The organism is Lysobacter sp. SCRH-1R (genome assembly GCF_057747855.1).
In genome coordinates this window covers 713,356-730,866 of the sequence record NZ_CM173227.1, presented here as the reverse complement: position 1 = coordinate 730,866, position 17,511 = coordinate 713,356, and the positions used below count along the sequence as shown (strand labels likewise).

Genomic DNA, 17,511 nt, shown 5'->3' with positions numbered 1-17,511 from the left:
ACCTGCAAACGTCCCAGCCGGACCATCGGGGTTGAAGCCCGCGCGGCGGGCAAGAAAAAAGGCCGCCCGGAGGCGGCCTTTCTTCGATGCATCGAAGCAGCGCGGATGACGCGTCGCGCTTACTTCGCCAGGCGCTTGGCGATCGCCGCGCCGAGGTCGCCGGGCGACTTCACCGTGGTCACGCCCGCCTTTTCCATCGCGGCGAACTTGCCTTCCGCCGTGCCCGAGCCGCCCGATGCGATCGCGCCCGCGTGGCCCATGCGCTTGCCCTTCGGGGCCGAGGCGCCGGCGATGAAGCCCACGACCGGCTTGGTCACGTGCTTGGCGATGAACTCGGCCGCTTCTTCCTCGGCCGAACCGCCGATCTCGCCGACCATGATGATGCCTTCGGTCTGCGGGTCTTCCTGGAACAGCTTCAGCGCGTCGATGAAGTTGGTGCCGTTGATCGGGTCGCCGCCGATGCCGATGCAGGTCGACTGGCCGAGGCCGACGTCGGTGGTCTGCTTCACGGCTTCGTACGTCAGCGTGCCCGAGCGCGACACGATGCCGATCTTGCCCGGCATGTGGATGTGGCCCGGCATGATGCCGATCTTGCACTCGCCCGGCGTGATCACGCCCGGGCAGTTCGGGCCGACCAGCACGGTGTCCGGGTAGCCCTTCAGCGCGTTCTTCGCACGCAGCATGTCCAGCACCGGGATGCCCTCGGTGATGCACACGATGACCTTGATGCCGGCAGCAGCCGCTTCCATGATCGCGTCGGCCGCAAACGGCGGCGGCACGTAGATGACGGACGCGTCGGCACCGGTGGTCTTCACGGCTTCGGCGACGGTGTTGAAGACCGGCAGGCCGAGGTGCTGCGTGCCGCCCTTGCCCGGCGTGACGCCGCCGACGACCTGGGTGCCGTATTCCAGCATCTGCTGCGCGTGGAAGGTGCCCTGCGAGCCGGTGAAGCCCTGGACGATGACCTTCGTGTTCTTGTTGATCAAAACGGACATGTCATCAGCCCCTTACTTGCCAGCGACGGCCGCAACGGCCTTCTTCGCGCCATCGTTGATGTCATCGGCCGGGGTAATGGCCAGACCCGAGTTCTTCAGCAGTTCCTTGCCGGCTTCGACGTTCGTGCCTTCGAGGCGGACGATCACCGGGACCTTGACGTCGACTTCCTTCACCGCGGCGATGATGCCCTCGGCGATCATGTCGCAGCGGACGATGCCGCCGAAGATGTTCACGAAGATCGCCTTCACCTTGTCGGACGACAGGATCAGCTTGAAGGCCTCGGTCACGCGCTCCTTGGTGGCGCCGCCACCGACGTCCAGGAAGTTCGCCGGCTCGCCGCCGTTGAGCTTGATGACGTCCATCGTCGCCATGGCCAGGCCTGCGCCGTTGACCATGCAGCCGATGTTGCCGTCCATCGTGACGTAGTTGAGGTCGTGCTGGCTGGCCAGCACTTCGGTCTCGTCTTCCTGGCGGATGTCGCGCATCGCGACCAGTTCCGGATGACGGAACGAAGCGTTGTCGTCGGAGTCGACCTTGCCGTCGAGCACGGCGAGGTCGCCGTTGGTGAGGATGGCCAGCGGGTTCAGTTCGACCAGCGCCAGATCCTTCTCGTTGAACAGCTTGTACAGGCCCAGCATGATCTTGGTCAGCTGGTTGACCTGCTTGGCGTTCAGGCCCATCGCGAAGCCGAGGTCGCGGCACTCGTAGGGCTGCAGGCCCTGCACGTAGTTCACGTGCAGCGCGTGGATGGCTTCGGGCTTCTCGGCGGCCACCTGTTCGATGTCCATGCCGCCCTCGGCCGAGGCGATGAAGGTGACCGACTTGGTCGAGCGGTCGACCAGCACCGACAGGTACAGCTCCTTGGCGATGTCGGTGCCTTCGGAGATCAGGACCGCATCGATCGGCAGCTCGACGCCCGCCGTCTGGTAGGTCGCCATCTTCGTGCCGAGCATCGCGGCGGCGTACTGCTTCACCTCGTCGTACGACTTGGCCAGCTTGACGCCGCCGGCCTTGCCGCGGCCGCCCGCGTGGATCTGCGCCTTGACGACCCACAGGTCGCCCGGGATGGCCTTGGCGGCCGCGACGGCTTCGTCCGGAGTGCGCGCGACGCGCCCGGTCGGCACCGCGATGCCGTAGTCGGCAAACAGCTGCTTTGCCTGATATTCGTGAAAATTCATGCGTCACCGAGGGGAGTGAAAAGAATCCCCGCGGCCAATGCCGCGCCGGTGGCCCGTGAAGCCCGGGGACACCCGTACGGTCGAGCGCGAGGGGGCGGTATTGTCGCCCATCCACGCGGCCCGGGCAAAACCGCCCGGCGGTCGGGCGCCCGTGGTAGCGGTTCGGCGGCACCGCCGGCCATACTCGGCACATCGTTTTCGCACGGAAGGAACGCCGCTTGCCGACCGCCTCCGCCCGGCCGCCCATCGCCGCCGACGCCGACAGCGCGCTTCGCCGCGAGCTGTATTTCTTCACGCTGTACCGCCTGTTCGAGGCGGCGCTGCTGGTGTTCTTCCTGTTCGGACCGGCCACCGGGCTGGTCGAGCCGCTGCGCAACGAGCTGGGCGCGCGGTCGGTCGCCCTGTCCTACCTCTTCATCGCGGCCCTGCTGTTCGCCTTCGGCCGGCGCGGCGAGCTGCGCGCACAGACGCTGACCGGCATCGGCGCCGACCTGTTCTTCGGCCTGCTGGCCATGCACGCGATGCCCGCCGCCGGCACCGGCATCGCGCTGATGCTGCTGTTCAACGTCGGCGCGGCCTCGCTGCTGCTGCCGGCGCGGTACGGCCTCGGCGCGGCGGTGGTGGCGGTGCTGGGCTTGTTCGGGGAGTTCATCTGGACCCAGTTCGACCCCGAAGGCAGCGACCGCACGCTGGCCGAGCCGATGATGTTCGCGGTGGGCTACATGGCGATCGCCACGCTCACCAGCATCCTCGGCCGGCAGATGCGCGAGAGCTACGACCTGGCCGAGCGCCGCGGCGCCGAGGCCGCGCACCTGGGCGAGATCAACGAGCTGATCATCCGCCGCCTTCGCACCGGCGTACTGCTGGTCGACCGCGGCGACCGCATCCGCCTGGCGAACGAAGCGGCGATGCTGCTGCTCGGCGACGCCGGCGAAAGCACCGATCTGCACGGGCAGCGCAGCCTGGCCGTGGCCGCGCCGGAACTCGCGCGACGCCTGGAACGCTGGCGCCAGGACGGCAGCCACAACGACAGCCCGCTGCAGCTGGCGCCGGATCTTCCGGAAGTCGTGCCGCGCTTCACCCGACTGCTCGCCGGAAGCGAGCAGGTGCTGGTGTTCCTCGACGACACCTCGCTGCTCTCGCGCCACGCCGAATCGATGACGCTGGCGACGCTGGGCCGTTTCTCCGCGAGCCTCGCGCACGAGATCCGCAACCCGCTGGCGGCGATCAACTACGCCGTGCAGCTGCTGGAGGAATCCGACGACGTCCCCACCGCCGAGCGCCGCCTGCTGGAGATCATCCGCCAGCAGGGCATCCGCATGAACGGCATCGTCGAGAACGTGCTGGGCATGGCGCGACGCGAACCGGCCAAGCCCGAGCACGTCGAACTGGTCGGCTTCGGGCGGCAGTTCGTCGAGGAATACCTCGCCAGCCACCCGCTGGACCTGGATACACTGCGCTGCACTTCCGTGGTCGCGCGACTGCCGGTGCTGATCGATCCGCGCCACCTGCACCAGGTGCTCACCGTGCTGGTCTCCAACGCGCTGAGCTACGGGCGCATGCCGGGCGAACCGGCGCGGGTGACCGTCAGCGTGTATACGGATGACGCCGGGCTGCCGTGCATCGACGTGCTCGATCGCGGCCCCGGCATTCCCGAATCGGTGGCGACGCGGCTGTTCCGGCCGTTCTTCACCACCTCCAGCCACGGCACCGGGCTGGGCCTCTACATCGCGCGCGAGCTGTGCCGCGCGAATCAGGCCACGCTCGATTACGTCGCCATGCCGGGCGGTGGCGGATGCTTCCGCGTGCGGCTGATCGGCAGCCACTCGCTGCTCGCATCCTGAGGTGGCGTGCGCAATTCCAATGCCTGAACAGGCGAGACGACCGGCCGCGCTTGGCGCCCCGTGCGACCTTAAGTTATCGTGAAGGCCGGAGGAGAGGATGGCCGAAACACGTAGTGCATTGGTGGTCGACGACGAACGCGACATCCGCGAACTGCTCGTCATGACCCTGGGCCGCATGGGCCTGCGATGCGACACCGCCTCCACCCTCGGCGAGGCGCGCGGGCAACTCGCGCGCAATCGCTATGACCTGTGCCTGACGGACATGCGCCTTCCGGACGGGTCGGGCATGGACCTGGTCGCCGAAATCAGCCAGAAGCATCCGGAAACCCCGGTCGCGATGATCACCGCCTTCGGCAACGTCGAAGCCGCGGTCGAGGCCTTGAAGGCCGGTGCGTTCGATTTCGTCGCCAAACCGGTGGACCTGGCCGTGCTGCGCGACCTGGTGCGCCACGCGCTGGATCTCAACGAACGCCGCAAGAGCGCGCCGCCCGCCGACGCCGTGGCCGCGCGCCTGTACGGCCAGTCGCCGGCGATGGCGCAGCTTCGCGGGACCATCGCCAAGGTCGCCCGCAGCCAGGCGCCGGTGTACATCGTCGGCGAATCCGGCGTGGGCAAGGAACTCGTCGCCCGCACCATCCACGCCGAAGGCGCGCGCTCCACCGGGCCGTTCGTACCGGTGAACTGCGGCGCGATCCCGGCCGAGCTGATGGAAAGCGAGTTCTTCGGCCACAAGAAGGGCAGCTTCACCGGCGCGCATGCCGACAAGCCCGGCCTGTTCCAGACCGCCGACGGCGGCACGCTGTTCCTCGACGAGATCGCCGAGCTGCCGCTCGCCATGCAGGTGAAGCTGCTGCGCGCGATCCAGGAAAAATCGATCCGTCCCGTCGGCGCGAATGCCGAGGTGCCGGTCGACGTGCGCATCCTCTCGGCCACGCACAAGGACCTGGCTGCGCTGGTGGCCGACGGCCGCTTCCGCCAGGACCTTTATTACCGCATCAACGTGATCGAACTGCGCGTGCCGCCGCTGCGCGAACGCCAGGACGATCTGCCCGGCCTCGCCGAGAAGGTGCTGCAGCGCCTGTCCGTCGCGCAGGGCCGCGTGTTCCCGCCGACGCTCAGCCCCGACGCGCTCGACGCGCTGCGTGCGTACGCCTTCCCGGGCAACGTGCGCGAGCTGGAGAACATCCTCGAGCGCGCGCTCGCCCTGGCCGAAGGCGACAGCCTGACGGCGGAGGACCTGCGCCTGCCGAAGCCGGCCGTGCCGGCGCCTTCGGCAGTCACGACATCGCCAGCGCCCGGGGCGCCCGCTGCGCCCGCGGCTCCGGCTTCCCCGCCGCTGATGGTCCCCGGCCAGCCCGCGCAGGCCATCGACCCGCGCACGCTCAACCCGCGCGATACCGCCAGCAGCCCCCTGCCCTCGTACATCGAGGAAATCGAACGCGCCGCCATCCAGCAGGCGTTGCAGGAAAACCGCTACAACAAGACCCGCACCGCGGCGGCGCTGGGCATCACCTTCCGCGCGTTGCGGTACAAGCTGAAGAAGCTGGGGATCGATTGAGGGTGCCGCAACGCGACGCCTCGATGCGTCGCGTCGGTCTGCGTTGATTGGCTCCGCGTGATCGGGTGCGATCGCGCGCGCATTTCCGCACTGGATCTCATGACGCTTTTGGTAGCCCGGGTAAGGCCATAGGCCGCACCCGGGGCCGCCGCGGCTCCGCATGACGGTCGCCACCTCCGCCGCTATGAGCCCCGAAAGTAGGCTCTCCCCCCACATCCGGCCGTACGCATCCGTACAACCCTGTCCGGAAATCCCGCACAGGACTGACGCAAATGGTCAGCCCCTGAGTTGCGTGACAATTTGCGTCACCCGACGTTTGGCGGCTTCTGACATTTAGCGTGATGTCATCTCCAGTTCAGCACGCCCATGTGCGGAAAAGCTTGTTGGCACGGCTTATGCGTGTACCTTTGCGGCACGTGCAAGTGGGCACGGCTGCCGAGGACCGGAAAGTCCGGCCCACAGGCACGTGAAGTTCAACACTCCTAGGGGAAATCGTATGAAGAAGCAGCAGGGCTTTACCCTCATCGAACTGATGATCGTCGTCGCGATCATCGGCATCCTGGCCGCCATCGCGCTGCCGGCCTACCAGACCTACACCATCAAGGCCAAGGTGTCGGAAGCGATCCTGGCGGCCAGCCAGTGCCGCACGACGGTGGCCGAGGTGTACCAGAGCGCCAGCGGCACCGCGCTGCCGGGCGCCGGCGAGTGGGGCTGCGAAACCACCACGGCGACCAAGTTCGTGGCCTCCGTCGCTACCGACGGCGTCGGCAAGATCACCGTCACCACCAGTGCTGACGGCAGCCTGGGCGATGCGGCCAGCACCACGATCGACCTGATCCCGATGGCCGGCAACCCGCCGGCGGCTGCCACGGCGAACAACATCGGTGAGCAGATCACCGCCTTCGATTGCAAGCCGGGCACCACCTCCGGCATCGACCCCAAGTTCCTGCCGGGTTCGTGCAAGTAATCGCAATTGTCAGTTGAACAAAAACCCCGGCTTCGGTCGGGGTTTTTTTTGGCAAACTAATCTTGGGGTTCGCAGCCGTGGGTTACCGGCTGCCGTTTGAAGTCGATCGGCCATCAGCCGACCGGAACGGGGAGTTTCGCATGGTACAAGCCATGGATCGCGCGAGAGCGCATCCCATCGACGACGCTGCATCCTTGCGGCTGCCACGCGAGGCTACGGCTGCGACGGTGATCGCGATCCTGGCATCGCTCTGGATCTTCTGCGCAGGCAAGGACGCCAGCTGGGACGTCTTCAATCATCACTATTACATCCCCTTCGCGTGGATGACGGGCCGTATCGACGCCGACTTCTTCGGTGCCGGACCGCAGAGTTACCAGAACCCGCTGGGTTACCTGCCGTTCTATGTGCTGGTCTCTGCAGGCCTGCCCTCCTGGGTCGTAGGGCTGCTGCTTGGGCTTCTACATGCACTGGCCATCTATTTCGTCTGGCGGATTACGGGCGCACTGTGGACCCATGAACGCAAGGCGGTGTTGTGGCGAACCCTCGCCACCGCACTTGCGGCAGTCTCGCCCTCCTTCCTCATGACCTTGGGCACGTCCTCCGCGGACCCGATTTCAGCGGTCCTCGTGCTAGGCGGCATCTGGTGCCTCGTTTCGCTGAACGGACGCCGCTCGCCATGGATAGCCATAGCGGCCGGCACGCTGATCGGATTGGCCTTTGCCATCAAGTTGAGCAACGCCATCTTCGTTGCCGCAGCCGGCGCAATGGCCATCTGGCAAACCGCACGCGGCCGACTCCCGGTTGCGTCGCTGCTGCTTTGCGCCATGGGAGGCGCAGTGGGCGTCGCGGCAGGCATGGGGTGGCATGCCTGGGTGCTCTGGGAACATTTCGGCAACCCGGTATTCCCATTCGCCAACAACATCTTCCACTCGCCGCACGTGTCGACGCAGCCGCTCATGGCGCGGCGCTTCATGCCCGAATCGCCGTTGCAGTGGATCTCGCGGCTATGGGAAATGGCGTCCATGCGGCGCTATGTCTACCAGGAGACCTTCGCTCCCGATATCCGCCCTGCCCTCGCCTTGATGGTGACACTGGGCGGAGTACTGATCGCCGTTCATCGCCTTGTCCGGCGTCGAACGCAAGCTACGTCAAATCATGTCTCGCGATGGTCGGGGGCCGACGCCGATCTCGCCGTTTTCTGCATCGTTGCCTATGTCGGATGGCTGGCCACGTCCGGTAACGGGCGTTATGCGTTGGCGCTGCTGATGCTGATGGGGCTGTGGCTGGCGCGCGCCTGCTACCTGGTCATGCCGGACAAGCCTGCGCGTAGCCTCGCGCTCATCGTGATTCCGCTGCAGTTGGCTCATTTCGTTTCCGGCCAGGACGTCCGCATCGCAGCGGAGCCGTGGACGAACGCGTCTTACCTTCCGGTCGAAGTGCCGGAAAAGCTAGCCGACACTCCGTATCTGCACCTGGTTGTCGGCGGCTCACAAACGAATGCATCGCTCGCAGCGTTCTTCCATCGTGACGGTGCGCTGATCAATCCCATTGGGCAGATGTCCCTTCCAATGCACGGCGCGAACGGCGACCAACTCAAGCGACGCTTCGAACGATGGAAGGGCCGAACGAGACTGCTGTTTCCGGCTTTTCCCGCAGTGAGCAAGCAGGATCGCCTTCGAAACGCGGTCGCCGTGATGATCCGGCGGTTGGGATTTACCGTCGATTGGAGCGATTGCGTGCAGGTCCGCTATCGAGCCGCAACCGCTCCTGATGATTCGAGTTACTGGTGGATTCACCAGAAGTTCCTGCCGGGCAAACTCGATCGCCAGCTCACGAGCTGCGCCTTGATTGCAGCCCCCATCCTGCCGACAACGATCGACCCCATGAACGAGAAGGCAGAACGCGTATTCGCGTTGCTCGAACGCGAATGCCCCCTCGTCTATGGGCCGTCTCCGCCAGTTACCGAGCGGGCACCGAACGCCTGGGAACGTCTATACGCAAACACCGACACTGTCGTGGTCGTCTCTCCGACCAAGGGTGTGCTCGCCTCGCGCGAGCGCGTGCTGTCCATCCGCTACCTGGGCACGATCGATGAAGTGCTCGAAGGTCGCGGTGATCTTCAATGCAAGTTGTGGCCGCTGTCCACGCCGGAATGACATGGCTCCCATGAGCAACGAACTCGAGCTCACCATCCTGATGCCCTGCCTCAACGAGGCCGAAACGATCGAGCGTTGCGTGCGCAAGGCGCGCGATTTCCTTTCGAACCATGGCGTCGCAGGCGAAGTGCTCGTGGCCGACAACGGATCTACGGACGGCTCCCAGGCGCTGGCCATCGCAGCCGGCGCGCGAGTCGAGAGCATCGCGGAACGCGGTTACGGCGGGGCGCTCAGGGGAGGCATCGCGGCGGCGCGGAGTCGCTTCGTGGTGATGGGGGACGCCGATGACAGTTACGACTTCTCCTCCTTGCAGGGCATCCTCGAAGCCCTGCGCGATGGCGCCGACCTGGTGATGGGGAACCGGTTCAAGGGAGGAATCCAGCCCGGGGCGATGCCGCTGCTTCACCGGTACCTCGGCAATCCCGTCCTGAGCTTCCTCGGCCGACTCTTCTACCGCGTGCCGATCGGAGACTTTCACTGCGGGCTGCGTGGCTTCCGCAGGGAGTCCATCCGATCGCTGGGCCTGTCCACGCCGGGGATGGAGTTCGCCAGCGAAATGGTGGTCAAGAGCGCACTCAACCGGCTCCGCATCGCTGAAGTGCCGGTCACGCTGTCGCCCGACGGACGCTCCAGGCCACCACACTTGCGAACATGGCGCGATGGTTGGCGCCATCTGCGCTTCCTCCTGCTCTATAGCCCCCGCTGGCTTTTCCTCATTCCGGGCCTGTTACTTGCCGTTGCCGGCATGCTGGGCATGGCCGCGATCGCGTTCCACTCCGTCGCGATCGGCAACCTGGGACTGGACATCCACACGCTCTCGTACGCGGGCGCCGCGATCACGCTCGGTGTGCAGATGGTCGTTTTCGCGATCCTGACCAAGCTGATGGGCGTTCGCAACGGCTGGCTTCCGATTTCCCCACTGCAGCAACGATGGCTGTCGCGACTCACGCTGGAACGATGCCTGATCGCATCGGCGTTGCTGTTCGCCACAGGCATCATGCTGTCGTTGCATGCCGTCTCGCTGTGGGCTGCCACCGACTTCGGCCCGTTGGCGCCAAGGGAAACGATGCGTTGGGTCATCCCGTCCGTCACGATGATGGCGGTAGCCGGCGAGGTTGGCCTGGCCGCGTTCTTCCTGGAAGCGCTCCGGCTCCCCTCGGAACGGCGTGAAGAACGTGTCTGACCAGCATGCCTTCGTCGTCCTCGCGTATGGACGCTCGCCTTACCTCGAGGAATGCCTTCGATCACTGGCGACGCAATCGCTACCATCGCGAGTGATCGTCAGCACCTCCACGCCCTTCGAGGGACTCGACGAACTGTGTCGCCGGCATGGAGCGGCCCTGCATGTACACGGTCCAAACCGTGGCATCGGCCCCGATTGGAATGCCGCGCTCAGAGCGGCGGGGGATGCGCGCCTGGTGACGCTCGCCCATCAGGACGACCTGTACCTGCCGGACTTCGTTCGCACGGTCGTGGACGCCCATGGCGCCACGCCGGCTGCGGCGTTCTCGTTCTGCGATTCGGAAGAAGTGTGGCCGGATGGGCGGGTGCGTACCTGGGGCTTGAATCACCGCATCAAGCGCCTCCTGATCGCAATGGCCACCTTTGGTGCGGGCACGATGCGCGGGCAGCTTCGTCGGCAGTTGCTGCTGGGGTTCGGCAACCCGATCATCTGCGCCACCGTCACTTTCGACCGGTCCGTCGCACCCACCTTCGCCTTTCGCGAGGATCTGCGCACGAACATGGACTGGCTGGCGTGGAGCACCTTGTCCCGCCATGCGCCCGTGATCCGCGTCCGGCGGGCATTAGTCCGCCGACGTGTTCACGAGGCCAGCGAGACGGCACGCTGCATTGTCGACGGGAGCCGGCTGGCCGAAGATAGGATGATCTTCGCGTCCCTATGGCCGTCCACCCTTGCGCGGGGCATCGCGGCGGTTTACCGCCTTTCCTATCGTGGATACCTGAGTTGAACGTCCTGACCTATCTGCTGATCGCCGTCAGCACGTTGTGCACGCTGTCGGCACAATTGATGCTGAAAAAGGTCATCGTGGACCCGGCGACCCGCGAGGCGATGGCCGCCGGCCCGACGAGCTTCATCCTCTCGGCCGCCATGCATCCTTTCACCTGGCTGGCACTTTGCCTGCAGGTGGGCGGCTATGTCGTCTGGTTCTTCGTGCTCAGTCGCGAGCGTCTTGCGGTGTCCTTCGCGCTTTCCGGCTCGCTCTTCTACATTCTCACGGCGCTTGCGGCCTGGCACTTCTACTCGGAAAGGCTCACGCCCTACCAGTGGTCGGGCATCATCTTCATTTCCATCGGCGTGATGCTCATCGCCCGGCAGGGCTGAAGGACGACTTTGGATACGCCACGGCTCACCTACGCGAATTTCGAGAAACTGCCGGTCCCTAGGCCGGTGGATCGCCTGGACTATATTTCCGGGGCATGCCGGGGCAAGTCGGTGCTGGACATTGGTTGCCTTGATGAAACCGCGCTGGTCAAGCGCGATACGCAGCACTGGCTTCACGGTCGGATAGGAAAGGTGGCCGAGCGGGTCCTGGGCGTAGACAACTCGCCCAAGGTTCCGGACGAGGGTCTCGTCTCGGGATCGAACAGTCGCATCGTTCGGGGCGATGCAACGCTTCTGGATCTGCACGCCTTCGGCTTCGACCGAGTCGACGTCGTGGTCGCCGGCGAATTCATCGAGCACATCGAGCATCCGCTCGAGTTCCTGCGCCAGATGACGCGATCGTTCGCCGGCAGCGAGATGCTCCTCTCGACACCGAATGGAATGAGTCTTTCCAACACGATGATGGGCGTGCTCGGAAGAGAGGTCCAACACCCGGATCATCTTCACAACTTCACGTTCAAGACGCTCAACACCCTCTGCCTGCGAGCGGGCATTCCGGGTTGGCGGATCATTCCGTACCACTTCTATGCAACCGAGATGATCCTCGGATCGTCCGGCCTGAAACGCGCCGGAACGCGCCTGGCTGCCTCATGCGTCAGGGGCGTGGAGCGGTTCACCCCCCTGTTAAGCTTCGGCTATATCGTTCACGCACGACTCTAGCCGCGTCGGCTCCCGGCGGCTGCAGGGGGCGCGCTGGGAACGCGGCTCGGCTGTACTGGCGATCCCGCTGCTGTTTTTCACGGCCGAGACGTGATGCCGCTCTCAGGCCCGGCCCTTGAAACACCCCATTCTGGGCGACTTGGAGTACATTGCAGACGGGGAAAACAGAAGGTCAACCATGTCCACGGTCGCCACGGCCAACCTGGTGGGGGTCACCGGTATTGCACGACGCCTGGTTCTGGACGGCGCGCTCGAAGAACACGCCGCCCGTGAGGCCATGCGCGCTGCCAGCGCTGAACGCAAACCGATTGCCGCCTACCTGACCGAAAAACGGCTGGTCACGCCCAAGGCGATGGCCGCGGCCAACTCGGTCGAATTCGGCATTCCGATCTTCGACGCCGCCGCGCTCGACCCTTCGCAGATGGCCGTGCGACTGGTCAGCGAGGAACTGCTGCGCAAGCATCACGTGCTGCCGCTGTTCAAGCGCGGCGGCAAGCTGTTCCTCGGCGTCGCGGACCCCACCAACTCGCACGCGCTGGACGAAATCAAGTTCCACACGAACCTGACGATCGAGCCGATCCTGGTCGACCAGGACACGATCGTACGAAGCGTGGAGAAGGCCCTCGAACACACCGACGCGCTCGGCGATGCCGTGGGCGACGACGGCGAAGGTCTCGAAACGCTCGACGTCGGCAAGGACGACGATCTGTCCAGCGACAGCGGCGTTGACGCGAAAGGCGACGACACGCCTGTCGTCAAGTTCGTCAACAAGGTGCTGGTGGACGCGATCCGCCGGGGCGCATCGGACATCCATTTCGAGCCGTACGAAACCGAATACCGCGTGCGCCTGCGCATCGACGGCATCCTCAAGACGGTGGCGAAAGTCCCGGTCAAGCTGCAGGCGCGCATCGCCGCGCGCCTGAAGGTGATGGCGCAGCTGGACATCGCCGAGAAGCGCGTGCCGCAGGACGGCCGCATCAAGCTCAACCTGTCCAAGACCAAGCAGATCGACTTCCGCGTCAGCACGCTGCCGACGCTGTTCGGCGAGAAGGTCGTGCTGCGTGTGCTGGACGGCAGCGCCGCCAGGCTCGGCATCGACAAGCTGGGCTACGAGGACGACCAGAAGGACCTGTTCCTCGCGGCGATCCAGAAGCCCTACGGCATGGTGCTGGTCACCGGCCCCACCGGCTCCGGTAAAACCGTGTCGCTGTATACCGCGCTGAACATCCTCAACGACGACCAGCGCAACATCTCCACCGTCGAGGACCCGGTCGAAATCCGCGTGCCGGGCATCAACCAGGTGCAGATGAACGTCAAGCGCGGCATGACTTTCGCCGCCGCGCTGCGCAGCTTCCTGCGCCAGGACCCGGACGTGATCATGGTCGGCGAAATCCGCGACCTCGAAACCGCCGAGATCGGCATCAAGGCCGCGCAGACGGGCCACATGGTGCTGTCCACCCTTCATACCAACGACGCGCCGCAGACCATCGCGCGTCTGATGAACATGGGCGTGGCGCCGTACAACATCACCTCGTCGGTGACGCTCGTGATCGCCCAGCGACTGGCGCGCCGCCTGCACGACTGCAAGCGCGAAGTCGAACTGCCCGGGCACGCGCTGCTGGCCGAAGGCTTCTCGCAAGAGGAAGTGGCCGCCGGCCTGAAGATCTACGAGCCTGTCGGTTGCCCCGACTGCACCGAGGGCTACAAGGGGCGCACCGGCATCTACCAGGTGATGCCGATGTCCGAAGAGATCCAGGCCATCATCCTGGAAGGCGGCAACGCCATGCAGATCGCCGAAGCGGCGCAGAAGGCGGGCATCCGCGACCTTCGCCAGTCCGCCCTGCTGAAAGTAAAGAACGGCGTCACCAGCCTCGCCGAAATCAACCGCGTTACCAAGGACTAAGCCATGTCCGCTACCCGTACGATCTCCAAGACGCAACAGAACGCGCGACGCGTCGAGGCCATGCCCATGTTCGTGTGGGAAGGCACGGACAAGCGTGGCGTGAAGATGAAGGGCGAGCAGCAGGCGAAGAACGCCAACTTCGTGCGTGCCGAGCTGCGCCGCCAGGGCATCACGCCCGGCGTGGTGAAGGTGAAACCGAAGCCGCTGTTCGGCGGCGCCGGAAAGCGCATCACTCCGCTCGATATCGCCGTCTTCAGCCGCCAGATCGCCACGATGATGAAGTCGGGCGTACCGATCGTCGGTGCGCTGGAGATCATCGGCAACGGCCACAAGAATCCCAGGATGAAGCAGATGGTGAATGCCATCCGCTCGGACCTGGAGAACGGTTCGTCGCTCTATGAGTCACTGACCAAGCACCCGGTGCAGTTCGACGAGCTGTACCGCAACCTCGTCAAGGCGGGCGAGTCGGCGGGTGTGCTCGAGACCGTCCTCGACACTATCGCGACCTACAAGGAAAACCTGGAAGCACTGAAGGGCAAGATCAAGAAGGCGCTGTTCTATCCGGCCGCGGTGATCGCCGTGGCGATCCTGGTGAGCGCAATCCTGCTGATCTTCGTGGTGCCGCAGTTCAAGGAAGTATTCAGCAATTTCGGCGCCGACCTGCCTGCTTTCACGCTCATGATCATCGCCATGAGCGAGTTCATGATCAGCTACTGGTGGCTGATGCTGGTCAGCGTAATAGGCACTGGCGTAGCCTTCATCATGGCCAAGAACCGGTCATTGGCCTTCTCGCACTTCCTCGACCGCATGGTACTGAAGCTCCCCGTCATCGGCCAGGTGATGCACAACTCGGCCATCGCCCGTTTCGCCCGAACACTGGCAGTGACCTTCAAGGCGGGCGTGCCGCTGGTGGAGGCCCTTGACACCGTTGCGGGCGCCACCGGCAACACCGTCTACGAGAAGGCGGTGAAGCGCATTCGCGACGACGTATCGGTGGGCTACCAGGTCAACCTCGCGATGAAGCAGGTGAACCTGTTCCCGCACATGGTGATCCAGATGACCGCGATCGGCGAAGAAGCCGGTGCGCTGGACTCAATGCTGTTCAAGGTGGCCGAGTTCTACGAGCAGGAGGTCAACAACGCGGTGGATGCCCTGTCGAGCCTGATCGAGCCTATGATCATGGTGGTGCTGGGCGTGCTGATCGGCGGCATGGTGATCGGCATGTACCTCCCCATCTTCAAGCTCGGTGCGGCCATCTAACCTCGAACCTGCTCCTTAATGGCATTCCTCGATCAAAACCCCGCCATCGGTTTCCCGCTGGCGGCCGGACTCGGCCTGCTGGTCGGCAGTTTCCTCAACGTGGTCATCCTGCGGCTGCCCAAGCGGCTGGAATGGCAGTGGCGGCGCGACAGCCGCGAGGTGCTCGGCGAGCCCGACACCTACGATCCGCCGCCACCGGGGATCGTGGTCGAGCGCTCGCACTGTCCACACTGCAAGCACCAGCTGTCGTGGTACGAGAACATCCCGGTGTTCAGCTACCTCGCGCTGCGCGGGAAGTGCCGCAACTGCAAGGCGCCGATCTCCCCGCAATACCCGGCCATCGAGCTGCTGACGATGCTGCTGGTGGTCGCGAGCGTGTGGCGCTTCGGCTTCGGCTGGCAGGGTTTCGGCGCGATCGTCTTCACCTGCTTCCTGATCGTGCTGTCCGGCATCGACCTGCGCACGCAACTGCTGCCCGACCAGCTCACCCTGCCGCTGATGTGGCTGGGCCTGATCGCGGCATCGGACAACCTGTACTTCCCGGCCAAGCCGGCGTTGCTGGGCGCGGTGGCGGGCTACCTCAGCCTGTGGATCGTGTGGTGGCTGTTCAAGCAGCTCACCGGCAAGGAAGGCATGGGCCACGGCGACTTCAAGCTGCTGGCGGCCATCGGTGCCTGGACGGGGCTCAAGGGAATCCTGCCGACGATCCTGTTGTCGTCCGTCGTCGGCGCGATCGTCGGATCGGTCTGGCTGGCGATGAAGGGTCGCGACCGCGCGACGCCGATTCCGTTCGGCCCGTACCTCGCCATCGCCGGCTGGATCACCTTCTTCTGGGGCGACCAGCTGATCGGCTCGTACATGCAGATCGCCGGACTGAAATAGACGGGCACCGCTCGCGCCGGTTTACCCTAGCCGCCCCGGAGCGGCGCGCAGGTCCATGAGCGGATTCATCATCGGCGTTACCGGAGGCGTGGCCTCCGGCAAGAGCGAAGTCACGCGCCGCTTCGAGGCGCTGGGCGTCGTCGTCGCGGACGCGGACGTCGCCGCCCGCGAAGCGGTGTCCCCGGGTTCGGAAGGACTGGCCGAGGTGGTCGCGGGCTTCGGCGCCGACGTGCTCGCGCCCGACGGCAGCCTGGATCGCGCCGCGATGCGCCGCCACGTCTTCGGCGACGCCGCCGCACGCCGCCGCCTGGAAGCCATCATCCATCCCCGCGTGCGCGCGAGCCTGCGCGAGACCTCCGCCGCGGCGCCTGGGCCGTACGCGGTCGCCGCGATCCCGCTGCTGGCCGAAGGCGGCGGTCGTGCCGCTTATCCGTGGCTCTCGCGCATCCTCGTCGTCGATGTGTCGGTCGACGTGCAGCGCGCGCGCGTCATGGCGCGCGACCGCGTCGATGCGGAACTGGCGCAGCGGATGATCGCCGCGCAGGCCACGCGTGACCAGCGGCTCGCGATCGCGGACGACGTCATCGTGAATGACGGGCCGATCGAAGCACTCGCCGCGCATGTGGCGGCGCTGGATCGGCGTTACCGGTCGCTGGCTGCGGTCAGCGGATAGGATCCTGCGCCCCGCGCGCGCTCACGTCGAAGGCCACAAGCCCCGTATCGCCGCGATGCCCTGCGCGCCATGCGCACGGGCCTCCTCGACGTCGGCCGGGCCGAGGCCGCCGATGGCGTAGATCGGCAACGACACGCGTTCGCGCATCTGCGCGAAACCGTCCCAACCGATGCCTTCCACGCCCGGGTGGCTCGGCGTCGGCTTGATCGTGCCGAGCAGCGCGAAGTCGCATCCCATCGCCTCGGCGGCGAGCAGGTCCTCGACGTCGTGACAGGAGGCGGCCAGCGGCAGCCCGTCCGGAATGGGCCGGCCGGACAGCGCATGCAACTGGCGCCCCGGCAGATGCAGGCCGATGCCGAACTCCACCGCGAGCGTGGCGTCGCCATTCACCAGCACGTCGGCCCCGGCCTGCCGGCAGGCGTGCGCCGCGCGTGCGACGAGCGAACGCCAGCGTCCGTCATCCAGGCCCGTCGCGCGCAGTTGCACGCGACGAACGCCGTTCGCCAAGGCCTGTTCGAGCTGCGCCAGCCACGCGATGTCGCCGCCATCGGGCATTGGCGTCACCAGATACGTCGGCGGTTGCAGCAGCGCCGCGACGACGGGCCGGTCGGCCGGCGGCATCGAATAGCTCGCCAGCTTCTGCGGCGGCACCCAGACCAGCGCCTGCCCTTCCAGCCCGCGCGCGTGGCCGCGCCATGCGGCGATGACGCGCACGTCCAGGCGCAGGCGCTTGTCGGGATAACGCTGGGGGACATTGATCAGCGGCGCGCCGATGTCGACCTCGATGCCGAGCTCCTCGTGCAGCTCGCGCGCCAGCGCCGCTTCGGCGGATTCGCCGGGTTCGTGCTTGCCGCCGGGGAATTCCCACAGGCCCGCGAGGTCGCGGCCTTCGGTGCGTCGCGCGAGCAGCACGCGTCCGCGCGCATCGCGGATCACGCCCGCGACGACTTCGACATGACGCAACCCGGCGCCCGGCACGATGGCCGGCGGGGCGTCCTTCGAAGCGGTGATGCTCATCCATTCACCGGAA

Annotated in this window: 15 protein-coding genes; 12 read left to right on the top strand and 3 right to left on the bottom strand. The window is 65.9% G+C overall.

Features of this window, described 5'->3' with window-relative positions; genetic code table 11:
• Positions 1 to 119: 119 nt before the first annotated feature.
• Both sucD and sucC read right to left on the bottom strand, forming a co-directional pair.
• Entirely contained in the window at positions 120 to 995 is an 876-nt protein-coding gene (sucD, locus tag AC3ANK_RS03305; RefSeq protein ID WP_115841436.1) for a succinate--CoA ligase subunit alpha, read from the bottom strand.
• Between the two features lie 12 nt (positions 996 to 1,007).
• A complete protein-coding gene (sucC, locus tag AC3ANK_RS03300; RefSeq protein WP_115841435.1) occupies positions 1,008 to 2,174 on the bottom strand; it encodes an ADP-forming succinate--CoA ligase subunit beta in 1,167 nt (388 codons plus the stop codon).
• A 218-nt stretch (positions 2,175 to 2,392) separates the two neighbouring features.
• On the opposite strand from sucC, the gene AC3ANK_RS03295 reads away from it, so the two are divergent.
• The 12 genes from AC3ANK_RS03295 (at position 2,393) to coaE (ending at position 16,481) form a co-directional block, all read left to right on the top strand.
• On the top strand, positions 2,393 to 4,018 hold the full coding sequence (locus AC3ANK_RS03295; protein ID WP_206859988.1) for a sensor histidine kinase: 1,626 nt from the start codon (positions 2,393 to 2,395) through the stop codon (positions 4,016 to 4,018).
• A gap of 97 nt (positions 4,019 to 4,115) precedes the next feature.
• On the top strand, positions 4,116 to 5,576 hold the full coding sequence (locus AC3ANK_RS03290) for a sigma-54-dependent transcriptional regulator (RefSeq protein WP_206859989.1): 1,461 nt from the start codon (positions 4,116 to 4,118) through the stop codon (positions 5,574 to 5,576).
• Positions 5,577 to 6,072: 496 nt separating this feature from the next.
• A complete protein-coding gene (locus AC3ANK_RS03285; protein ID WP_206859990.1) occupies positions 6,073 to 6,543 on the top strand; it encodes a pilin in 471 nt (156 codons plus the stop codon).
• Between the two features lie 140 nt (positions 6,544 to 6,683).
• Entirely contained in the window at positions 6,684 to 8,699 is a 2,016-nt protein-coding gene (locus AC3ANK_RS03280) for a glycosyltransferase 87 family protein (RefSeq protein ID WP_484172119.1), read from the top strand.
• Positions 8,700 to 8,709: 10 nt separating this feature from the next.
• Positions 8,710 to 9,882, top strand: coding sequence for a glycosyltransferase family 2 protein (locus AC3ANK_RS03275; protein ID WP_484172118.1), 1,173 nt, complete (start codon positions 8,710 to 8,712; stop codon positions 9,880 to 9,882).
• A complete protein-coding gene (locus AC3ANK_RS03270) occupies positions 9,866 to 10,669 on the top strand; it encodes a glycosyltransferase (RefSeq protein ID WP_206859993.1) in 804 nt (267 codons plus the stop codon). The genes AC3ANK_RS03275 and AC3ANK_RS03270 overlap by 17 nt, the downstream gene beginning before the upstream one ends.
• Positions 10,666 to 11,043, top strand: a complete 378-nt coding sequence (locus AC3ANK_RS03265; RefSeq protein ID WP_206859994.1) for a hypothetical protein — start codon at positions 10,666 to 10,668, stop codon at positions 11,041 to 11,043. The genes AC3ANK_RS03270 and AC3ANK_RS03265 overlap by 4 nt, the downstream gene beginning before the upstream one ends.
• Before the next feature lie 66 nt (positions 11,044 to 11,109).
• A complete protein-coding gene (locus AC3ANK_RS03260; protein WP_206859995.1) occupies positions 11,110 to 11,763 on the top strand; it encodes a methyltransferase domain-containing protein in 654 nt (217 codons plus the stop codon).
• Positions 11,764 to 11,941: 178 nt separating this feature from the next.
• A complete protein-coding gene (gene pilB, locus AC3ANK_RS03255) occupies positions 11,942 to 13,666 on the top strand; it encodes a type IV-A pilus assembly ATPase PilB (RefSeq protein ID WP_206859996.1) in 1,725 nt (574 codons plus the stop codon).
• Positions 13,667 to 13,669: 3 nt separating this feature from the next.
• On the top strand, positions 13,670 to 14,926 hold the full coding sequence (locus AC3ANK_RS03250) for a type II secretion system F family protein (protein WP_206859997.1): 1,257 nt from the start codon (positions 13,670 to 13,672) through the stop codon (positions 14,924 to 14,926).
• 18 nt (positions 14,927 to 14,944) lie between these two features.
• Positions 14,945 to 15,808, top strand: coding sequence for a prepilin peptidase (locus AC3ANK_RS03245; protein ID WP_206859998.1), 864 nt, complete (start codon positions 14,945 to 14,947; stop codon positions 15,806 to 15,808).
• 55 nt (positions 15,809 to 15,863) lie between these two features.
• Entirely contained in the window at positions 15,864 to 16,481 is a 618-nt protein-coding gene (gene coaE, locus AC3ANK_RS03240; protein ID WP_484172117.1) for a dephospho-CoA kinase, read from the top strand.
• 21 nt (positions 16,482 to 16,502) lie between these two features.
• On the opposite strand, the gene AC3ANK_RS03235 is transcribed toward coaE, so the two are convergent.
• The gene (locus AC3ANK_RS03235) at positions 16,503 to 17,498 is read right to left on the bottom strand and encodes a Nudix family hydrolase (RefSeq protein ID WP_242524986.1); all 996 of its coding nucleotides are present in this window, start codon (positions 17,496 to 17,498) and stop codon (positions 16,503 to 16,505) included.
• Between the last annotated feature and the right edge of the window lie 13 nt (positions 17,499 to 17,511).